The following is an 8043-nucleotide window of genomic DNA, read 5'->3' on the forward strand; positions in this document are numbered from 1 at the left end:
GTTCAGACCGAGCAAATCTTTCTCCCGTATCACTGATGACTATCCACAAATCCCGCAAAAAAGCTGTCATTCTCTATTTGGTGAGTTCAAGCATTGTTTTTGTAGCGATCGTAGGCGGGCTGAGAATTGTACTTCTTTCAATGCAAGGTATACCGTTCACCACGATAGAAGAAGATATACGAATCTACAAAGATCCCAATAACGCTTTAGCTCACTTTAACCGAGGTTGGATTCGATCGCAGTCAGGCGATCGTGAGGGCGCGATCGCAGATTTCACAGAAGCGATAAAAATCGTTTCGAGTGGAAAAGATAAAAACTCTTCTTTGTCGTTGGTAGGTTTGTACGACGATCGAGGGCAAGTATACAACCACCTCGGAGGTTCAGCAGAAGATCGAAATCCTGCTGAAGCGCAGAAAAACTACAGACTGGCGATTAGTGATTACCAGAAATCAGCAGAACTCTGCAAGCTTGAAAGTGACAAGCCAATATGTTCAATGATTGTGGATAATATTGAGTGGGTAAAAAAATCACTCTCAGAGGTCAGCTCTAAAAACTAGCGTGACCCTCCAGATTACGGAGTTTAAAGTTTTGCAACTGCTTAAAAGAGTGCGGCTACGCTGTGAAGTACACTAAGCAATGATTCTGAGGTTTGGCGGTGTTTTGCACCGTTCGATCGCAGAATTGCAGACGTTGCCACAGCAACAAGCACGAATCTGGAGCCATTCATAAATATGTCTCATACAGTCAAAATCTACGACACCTGCATTGGGTGTACTCAATGCGTCCGCGCTTGCCCTACCGATGTTCTGGAGATGGTTCCTTGGGACGGGTGTAGAGCAGGGCAGATCGCATCTTCTCCCAGAACGGAAGATTGTGTAGGCTGCAAGCGGTGCGAAACTGCTTGTCCTACCGACTTTTTGAGCATCCGGGTCTACCTGGGTGCCGAAACGACGCGCAGTATGGGCTTGGCTTACTAAGCAAAACTTATACGCAATCTATTTTTCATTCATGTGGGTTCAAAACTAGAGGGGGCAATCTTGCCTCCTTTTTTTTGGCAATATTGGACGAGTCGGCGAACCGATCGTCACCTCTCAATTTAACGGCAGTTCAATAAGTTCGATAGGCATGGTTTGCTCCGATTGTGGATTCGGAAAGCCCCCTAAATCCCCCATTCTGGGGGACTTTGAACTGGAAGGCTTGGCTTGAAGTCCCCCAATTTGGGGGATTTAGGGGGCAGAAGCCGCTCAGAACGAAGCGAAAAGCTTCATCGAATTCACGTCAATTTAGGGCTTTCAGACAACATCTCGATCGTCGGCTATAAAAGAGTCAGCGTAGAGAATTTTTGACCCATGCCTGAACCTATCACTGCTGTGACGATCGCTGCCCTCGCGTTTAACGAATTCATTAAATCTGGTGCGGGAGAAATCGCTAAAAAGTCGATCGGCGGCGGAATGGAGGGTGTGAAGAAGCTCCGAGATTTTATCAAGTCGAAGTTTGCGGGAAATCAACGGGCGGAAGTAGCGATCGCTGAAATCGAGCAGCAAGGAACTGAAGAATCGCTGACAAAGTTCACCAAATATCTTGACCTCGAAATGGATGAGGATCAAGCCTTTGCGACTGAGATCCGTCAGATTGCTCAACAAATTAACAACAATCAAACAGTTGATAATCGGGAATACATCAACTACGGTCGGGATCAAATTAATATCGACAAGATCGACGGTGACAATACCCGAATTGGTGGATCGTAGATGTCACGAGAATACAAAAATGATGGACGTGATCAAATTCCGATCGAGCATCTCACAGGAAATGTTTACATCGGAGATCAACGATCGAGAAAACGTCCCGATCGCGAAGTGAAATGGCTGAAAGCTTTTGAAAAAGAAATTTTAGGACGATTAGCGACTTCGCTGCACAATCAAATCTTGATCAACCTGGGCAAGGAGATCGATCTTGATCAAGTGCGGCGGCTTTGGGATATGGAGGTCAAAAGCGGACAGATCACAGAAGCGATCGCGCCAGACACCGAAATTTTGAGCGTCTTCGATCGCGCCGACATTCAAGGCAAGCTGTTGATTTTGGGAAAACCTGGTGCGGGTAAAACAACGACGCTTTTAGAACTGGCGCAATCACTGGTCAAAAAAGCATTGGATGATCCCAGCGCCCCGATGCCGATTTTGCTCAATTTGTCGTCTTGGAAAGATCCGCGCCTAAGTTTGAAAGATTGGACGATCGTAGAACTCACCACAAAAGGCATCGGCTCCAAAATTAGCGCCAAGTGGCTGGAGGATCAGAAGCTTTTACCGTTATTGGATGGATTGGATGAAGTGCGATCGGATCTTCAGCCTGCCTGTGTGAGGGCGATCAATCAGTTTTTGACAGGGGAGGGCAAGCCGGAAGCGATCGTCGTGTGCAGTCGGCGCGAGGAATATGAACTCTATCCTCAAAAGCTAGACCTCAATGGCGCAATTTATCTGCAAGAGTTGTCTGACGCGCAGATTGAGCAATATTTGAGTGAGGTGAATCGACTCAACTTGTGGCAGGTGTTGGGCGCAGATGCAGAGTTGCGATCGCTGGTGCGTCAACCATTGCTGTTAAGCATTACTCTGGTCGCTTACCGAGAAGAGCTTGCAGAGCGCTGGCAGGCGTTGCGGTCTACTCAAGAACGGCTTGATTTTTTGCTAGATGCCTATGTCGAGAAGATGCTGCACAGATCAATTAACAGTCGAATGTACAACATCGAGAAAGAGCCTCCTGCAAAGCAAACTCGTCGATGGTTAGTGAACTTAGCGAGACAGTTACAAAGTGAGTCAGAAAGCGAGTTTTTGATTGAAAGAATGCAACCCGCTTGGTTGATAAAGAATCGCCAGCAGTGTTTCTATCGACTGGTATTTAGTCTAATTTCTGGGCTAATCAGTGCAATAGTTTTTGGACTCATCGGTGCAATAGTTTTTGGATCTATGAGCAGAGCCAGTCTGCTGGATTTACTAGTAATTGGCTTAATTCTTGGCTCAGTTAGTGGACTGATTTCTGGATTAAAAAATATAAATACTGTCGAAAAGCTACAAATTTGTTTCACACAAGCGGCAATAAAGAGAGCTACTAGGAATATATCGTCTTATCTAATTGATGGAATGAGAATTGGTTTAATTTTTGGATTGTCTTTTGGGCTAATTTCTATGTTGAGTGCCGTATTGAGTGGTGCGCTAAGTGGTCCACTGCTTAAGGTGCTATTCTTTGCCTTGATTGTTGTGCTGATTGCTGGCTTATCTTTCGGGATGATTGCAGCTTTAGTTGAAATGTTAATTAGAGTGTTGATTGACAGCCTACAAGTAGACGTTGAAAGTCGAATTCGTCCAAATCGTCCAAACCAAGGTATTTCGAGGTCAATTAATAACGTAGCTCTATGTGTCGCCCTCGCGGTAGTCATTGCTGCCTTTATCCAAACGTTACTACTGCAAACATACAAATCCAGTATTACTGAATTGAACAATATTGCTTTGCTATTGCAAATTTTAGTTTGGTTTAGCTTCCAATGGATTGGCGGACAAGCCTGCATTCAACACTTCTCACTTCGTCTCGTCCTCTTTCGCAGCCACGCCATCCCCTGGAACTTTGCCCGCTTTCTCAACTACGCCACAGAACGAATGTTTCTCCAGCGAGTCGGTGGGCGCTATCGCTTCGTTCACAAACTGTTGCAAGAACACCTGGCAAAGGGATGAGGATTGAAAGCAGTAGAATGGGGTGATGCACGTTGGAGAATTGTCATGATCACAGTAGAGTTTCAAGCAAAAGTTGAAAATGGTGAAATCGTAATCCCCGATGAATACAAACAAGAAATCGTGGGAGCAAACACTGTCAAGATTATTGTAGTCAAGCAATCTACAAAACAAACCTCACGACCCGACTTCATGGATGAACTAGCAAAAAATCCGGTTAAGGTCGATCGCTTTCTCACAAGAGATGAAAGTCACGATCGATGATGACCCAACAACGATGCTTTTTAGACTCAAACATCTGGTTGTATTATCTTCTAGAGAATCAATCATCAACGACTCAAGAAAGCGAAAGAAAGCGCAGCATTGCACAAACTTTGACCGATTCAGAAAATATTATTGTTAGCACACAAGTTATTAACGAAGTTTGCGCCAATGCTCTAAAGAAAGCCGCTTTTACTGAAGCACAAATTAAGCTGCTCATTCAAACCTTTGAGGCTCGTTGTGCGGTTGTTGCTCCAAATATTGAAATTCTAATCAAAGCCTCTGACTTACGATCGCGCTATCACTTTTCTTTTTGGGATGGCTTGATTATTGCCAGTGCTTTATTCACTGATGCCGAGGTTTTCTATTCAGAGGATATGCAAGATGGTTTGCTTGTGGAACAGCGACTCACACTCATCAACCCATTCAAGTAGAACTTCATTTTCTGGAACTATGCCCGCTTTCTCAACTACGCAACAGAACGAACGTTCCTCCAGCAGGTCAGCGGGCGCGATCGCTTCATTCACAAGCTCTTGCAAGAACACAGGGCAAAGAGATGAAGGCTGGTAATAGCTAGACGAAGTAAACTAAATTTAGTCCACATAACACTCGTCTCATGCAAGTGAAAGATTTGACTACTGAGGAACTCAAGGCTTTAATTCGAGAGACTGTCATAGAAACTTTAGGAGAGTTGCTTGGCGATCCCGATGAGGGTAAAGAAATTCGACCCGAAATCAAACAACAACTGTTTGAATCCCGCAAGCGTCGAGCCGCAGGAGAACGAGGAATTCCGGCTGAAGAAGTAGCGAAACGATTTGGTCTCACCTTTTCATGAGCTACCTTGTTGAATTTGAGCCTGAAGCCATTTCCGATCTCGGTGCTTTGGATCAAACGATCCGAGAACGCATTATCAGTAAAATCGACTGGCTGGCTAAAAACTTTGACCAACTCAAACCGCAATCATTGACCGGAGACCTGTCAGACTTTTTCAAGCTCAGGGTCGGTGACTATCGTGTGCTTTACGATTTCAGTCGAGAAGACAAGGTAATTGCTGTTATTCGAGTCAAGCACCGTAGAGAAGTCTACCTGTAAGTCTGTAGGTAAATGAGGTCGTTCTGTAAAACAATCTATAAAACATTCATCAAGGAGTGGGCTATGTGTGGAATTGTCGGCTACATCGGAACGCAAGCCGCTAGCGGGATCTTGCTCGAAGGGCTTCGCAAACTCGAATATCGAGGCTATGACTCAGCCGGAATCGCCACCGTTTTAGAAGGTGAAATTCACTGTGTCCGCGCCAAGGGCAAATTGATCAACCTCGAAGAAAAACTCGCTGGCGAAGACAATCCCGCTCGCATTGGCATCGCTCACACTCGCTGGGCAACCCACGGCAAACCCGAAGAATATAACGCCCATCCTCACATGGATACTGACCAGCGAATTGCAGTCATCCAAAACGGCATTATCGAAAACTACCGAGAACTGCGCGAAGCGTTAAAAAGTCGCGGCTGTGAGTTTCGATCAGACACCGATACCGAAGTCATTCCCCACTTAATTGCAGAGCAACTAGCAACGCTTGAAGATTCGTCGCTGCTCGAAGCGGTTCGCTTGGTGGTCAATCAACTCCATGGAGCTTTTGCGATCGCCGTTATCTCTGCCGATTATCCCGACGAACTAATCGTGGCGCGTCAACAAGCCCCCGTCGTTTTGGGATTTGGGCAAGGCGAATTCTACTGTGCGTCTGATACTCCCGCGCTAGTCCCTTACACCCGTGCCGTTTTGCCGCTTGAGAATGGTGAAATTGCCCGCATGACTCCTTTGGGCGTTGAGATTTACAGCTTTGATGGACATCGACTCAAAAAGACTCCGCGCACGTTGAATTGGAACCCCGTCATGGTAGAGAAACAGGGCTTCAAACACTTCATGCTCAAAGAAATCTACGAGCAGCCTGGAGTCGTTCGCGCTTGTTTAGAAGCCTATTTTGATGGTGAATGGGCGGCGACAGATGCAAATAAATCACCGATTCATCTCGGTTTAGCGCCCGAATTGCTGGCAGATTTACAGCACATTCAAATCGTGGCGTGCGGGACGAGTTGGCACGCTGGCTTAGTCGGAAAGTATCTTTTAGAGCAATTGGCAGGAGTTCCGACTACGGTGCATTATGCGTCAGAATTTCGCTATGCGCCTGCACCGATTACGCCGAATACCCTGACGATCGGGGTCACTCAATCCGGTGAGACAGCCGACACATTAGCCGCCTTGGAGATGGAGAAAAAGCGGCGATCGAGCTTCACTCAACCAGAATTGCAGTCCCGTCTGCTCGGCATCACCAACCGCCCCGAAAGCTCTTTAGGTGATTTGGTTCCCAACATCATCGACACCCACGCAGGCATTGAGATCGGCGTAGCGGCTACCAAAACGTTTGTCGCTCAGGTGATGGCATTCTATGGCCTCGCGTTGGATCTGACCGATCGCCGTCAGGCTAAATCTCCAGAGCAACTCGAAGAAATTTTGGTCGGACTGCGGCAGCTCCCGGCTCAGATGGAAGTGGTGCTAGAAAGTCAGGAGCGCTATATCGAAGAACTCGCCCATGACTTTGCAGAGACTCAAGACTTTATTTTCTTGGGACGCGGGATTAACTTTCCGATCGCTCTCGAAGGTGCATTGAAACTCAAAGAAATCAGCTACATTCACGCCGAAGGCTATCCTGCTGGTGAAATGAAGCATGGCCCGATCGCGCTTTTAGATGCCAAGGTGCCTGTGGTAGCGATCGCCATGCCCGGAGCGGTTTACGAAAAGGTTCTTTCTAATGCTCAAGAAGCACGGGCGAGAGATGCTCGACTGATCGGCGTGACTCCGATGGATGAGCAAGAAGCGGCAGATACGTTTGATACGCTCATCCCGGTGCCTCATGTCGATGAATTGCTGTCACCGATTTTGACGGTGATTCCGCTTCAGTTGTTGGCATATCACATTGCTGCCCGTCGTGGCTTAGATGTCGATCAGCCTCGCAACCTCGCCAAAAGTGTCACTGTAGAGTAGGTCAACCTATGCAACTGGCATATCTTCCAAGTGAAGTGATAGAGGATCTTTGTCAGGACGATCGTTGGCGGTTAGACATCGATCCTGGACTTGATGCCAAGCATGAGTTCTTTCTATCTTGGCAGCATTTCGTCGCCCTACCAGAAAATGCCTCTCCCTATTATGAAACAACCGAAGCAGATTTGGCGGAGTTTTTAACGTTTGATAGGTTTGAGGTGCTGTTGCCAGTGCCCCGTTCTCATCATCCAAATATTGAGCTTATTCGTCTCATTCCAGGGGTGAATCATCAAACATTAACGCTATTTCTGCATGACTCGTTTCATGAATCCTACTTCAACGACGAATGGTCGGCGCGGTATGGCTTTTTGGCAGTTGCCGATCGCTATCAACAATTCGGCTGTGATTTCTACCTCGCCAGTTACTATCACTTCTCCTATCTCATTGGTGAAGATTATGAAGTTGCCAGAGAAGTGATGCGAAGGAAGCTGAATTTGTAAGCGATGAGAAGAGCGATCGCCCCTCTGTTTAATCGGTTAATCAGTGGGTGCGATCGCTTTGTTATCCGGTAATCCCAATTTGCTAACTGGCGGCAGCGAGTTTTTGACGGGAAGGGCGCTTGCGGTCTGATTTTTTCTTCAAGCCAACGGACTGGGCTTCATTACTGTCGGCACCGAATTGTCCTCGCACAACTTCTTTCATTGCTAGAACTGCGTTGTGGAATTCCCATTCTGCTAAACGGGCAGCGTCGGAGGCGGCACGGTAGAGGGCAAGTTTTTCGGTTTCAGTCTGTTGCTTTGCCAGCATGGTTTGATAGGCTTGGTGCACGGCTTCGGGGGTGGCTTCTTGGCGTTGGGTGCTGTAACCCTGGATAGTGTTTAAGCCGTTGAGGGAGTCGGTATCTTGATTCAGGATTGGGGGAGACAGGCGGCGATTTGTGTTAGCAGGGGTGCGACCTTTATTTGATACCCTTAGAGCGCAATGGAAAAGCCATATTGATTCAGCTTGTTCCAGAATTGATCCC

At 46.9% G+C, this 8043-nt stretch carries 11 protein-coding genes; 10 read left to right on the plus strand and 1 reads right to left on the minus strand.

Annotated features, from left to right (window positions below):
• Positions 1–35 precede the first annotated feature (35 nt).
• From C7B65_RS23575 to C7B65_RS23620, 10 genes are all read left to right on the plus strand, one after another.
• Complete coding sequence (locus C7B65_RS23575; protein WP_073072763.1) at positions 36–557, plus strand: tetratricopeptide repeat protein; 522 nt, start codon at positions 36–38, stop codon at positions 555–557.
• Between the two features lie 174 nt (positions 558–731).
• Complete coding sequence (gene psaC, locus C7B65_RS23580) at positions 732–977, plus strand: photosystem I iron-sulfur center protein PsaC (RefSeq protein WP_009458117.1); 246 nt, start codon at positions 732–734, stop codon at positions 975–977.
• A gap of 372 nt (positions 978–1349) precedes the next feature.
• Entirely contained in the window at positions 1350–1751 is a 402-nt protein-coding gene (locus C7B65_RS23585) for a hypothetical protein (RefSeq protein WP_073072761.1), read from the plus strand.
• Entirely contained in the window at positions 1752–3725 is a 1974-nt protein-coding gene (locus C7B65_RS23590; RefSeq protein WP_073072760.1) for an NACHT domain-containing protein, read from the plus strand. It abuts the gene before it with no gap.
• Positions 3726–3770: 45 nt separating this feature from the next.
• Positions 3771–3986 (plus strand): hypothetical protein, encoded by a 216-nt coding sequence (locus tag C7B65_RS23595; RefSeq protein ID WP_073072758.1) that lies wholly within the window; start codon positions 3771–3773, stop codon positions 3984–3986.
• Positions 3983–4417 carry a PIN domain-containing protein gene (locus tag C7B65_RS23600; protein WP_073072756.1) on the plus strand — a complete coding sequence of 145 codons (435 nt, stop codon included), beginning with the start codon at positions 3983–3985 and terminating at the stop codon, positions 4415–4417. Before C7B65_RS23595 ends, C7B65_RS23600 begins: the two co-directional genes overlap by 4 nt.
• A gap of 182 nt (positions 4418–4599) precedes the next feature.
• Entirely contained in the window at positions 4600–4818 is a 219-nt protein-coding gene (locus C7B65_RS23605; protein ID WP_073072754.1) for a hypothetical protein, read from the plus strand.
• Entirely contained in the window at positions 4815–5075 is a 261-nt protein-coding gene (locus C7B65_RS23610; protein WP_073072752.1) for a type II toxin-antitoxin system RelE family toxin, read from the plus strand. The genes C7B65_RS23605 and C7B65_RS23610 overlap by 4 nt, the downstream gene beginning before the upstream one ends.
• A 63-nt stretch (positions 5076–5138) precedes the next feature.
• Positions 5139–7022 carry a glutamine--fructose-6-phosphate transaminase (isomerizing) gene (gene glmS, locus C7B65_RS23615; RefSeq protein ID WP_073072750.1) on the plus strand — a complete coding sequence of 628 codons (1884 nt, stop codon included), beginning with the start codon at positions 5139–5141 and terminating at the stop codon, positions 7020–7022.
• 8 nt (positions 7023–7030) lie between these two features.
• Entirely contained in the window at positions 7031–7519 is a 489-nt protein-coding gene (locus C7B65_RS23620) for a hypothetical protein (RefSeq protein WP_073072748.1), read from the plus strand.
• A gap of 82 nt (positions 7520–7601) precedes the next feature.
• Here the strand turns inward: C7B65_RS23620 and C7B65_RS23625 are convergent.
• The coding region (locus tag C7B65_RS23625) for a hypothetical protein (protein ID WP_244913279.1) at positions 7602–8043 on the minus strand (442 nt) is incomplete at its 5' end.

This window comes from Phormidesmis priestleyi ULC007 (assembly GCF_003003695.1).
Taxonomy (GTDB): Bacteria; Cyanobacteriota; Cyanobacteriia; order Leptolyngbyales; family Leptolyngbyaceae; genus Phormidesmis_A; species Phormidesmis_A priestleyi_A.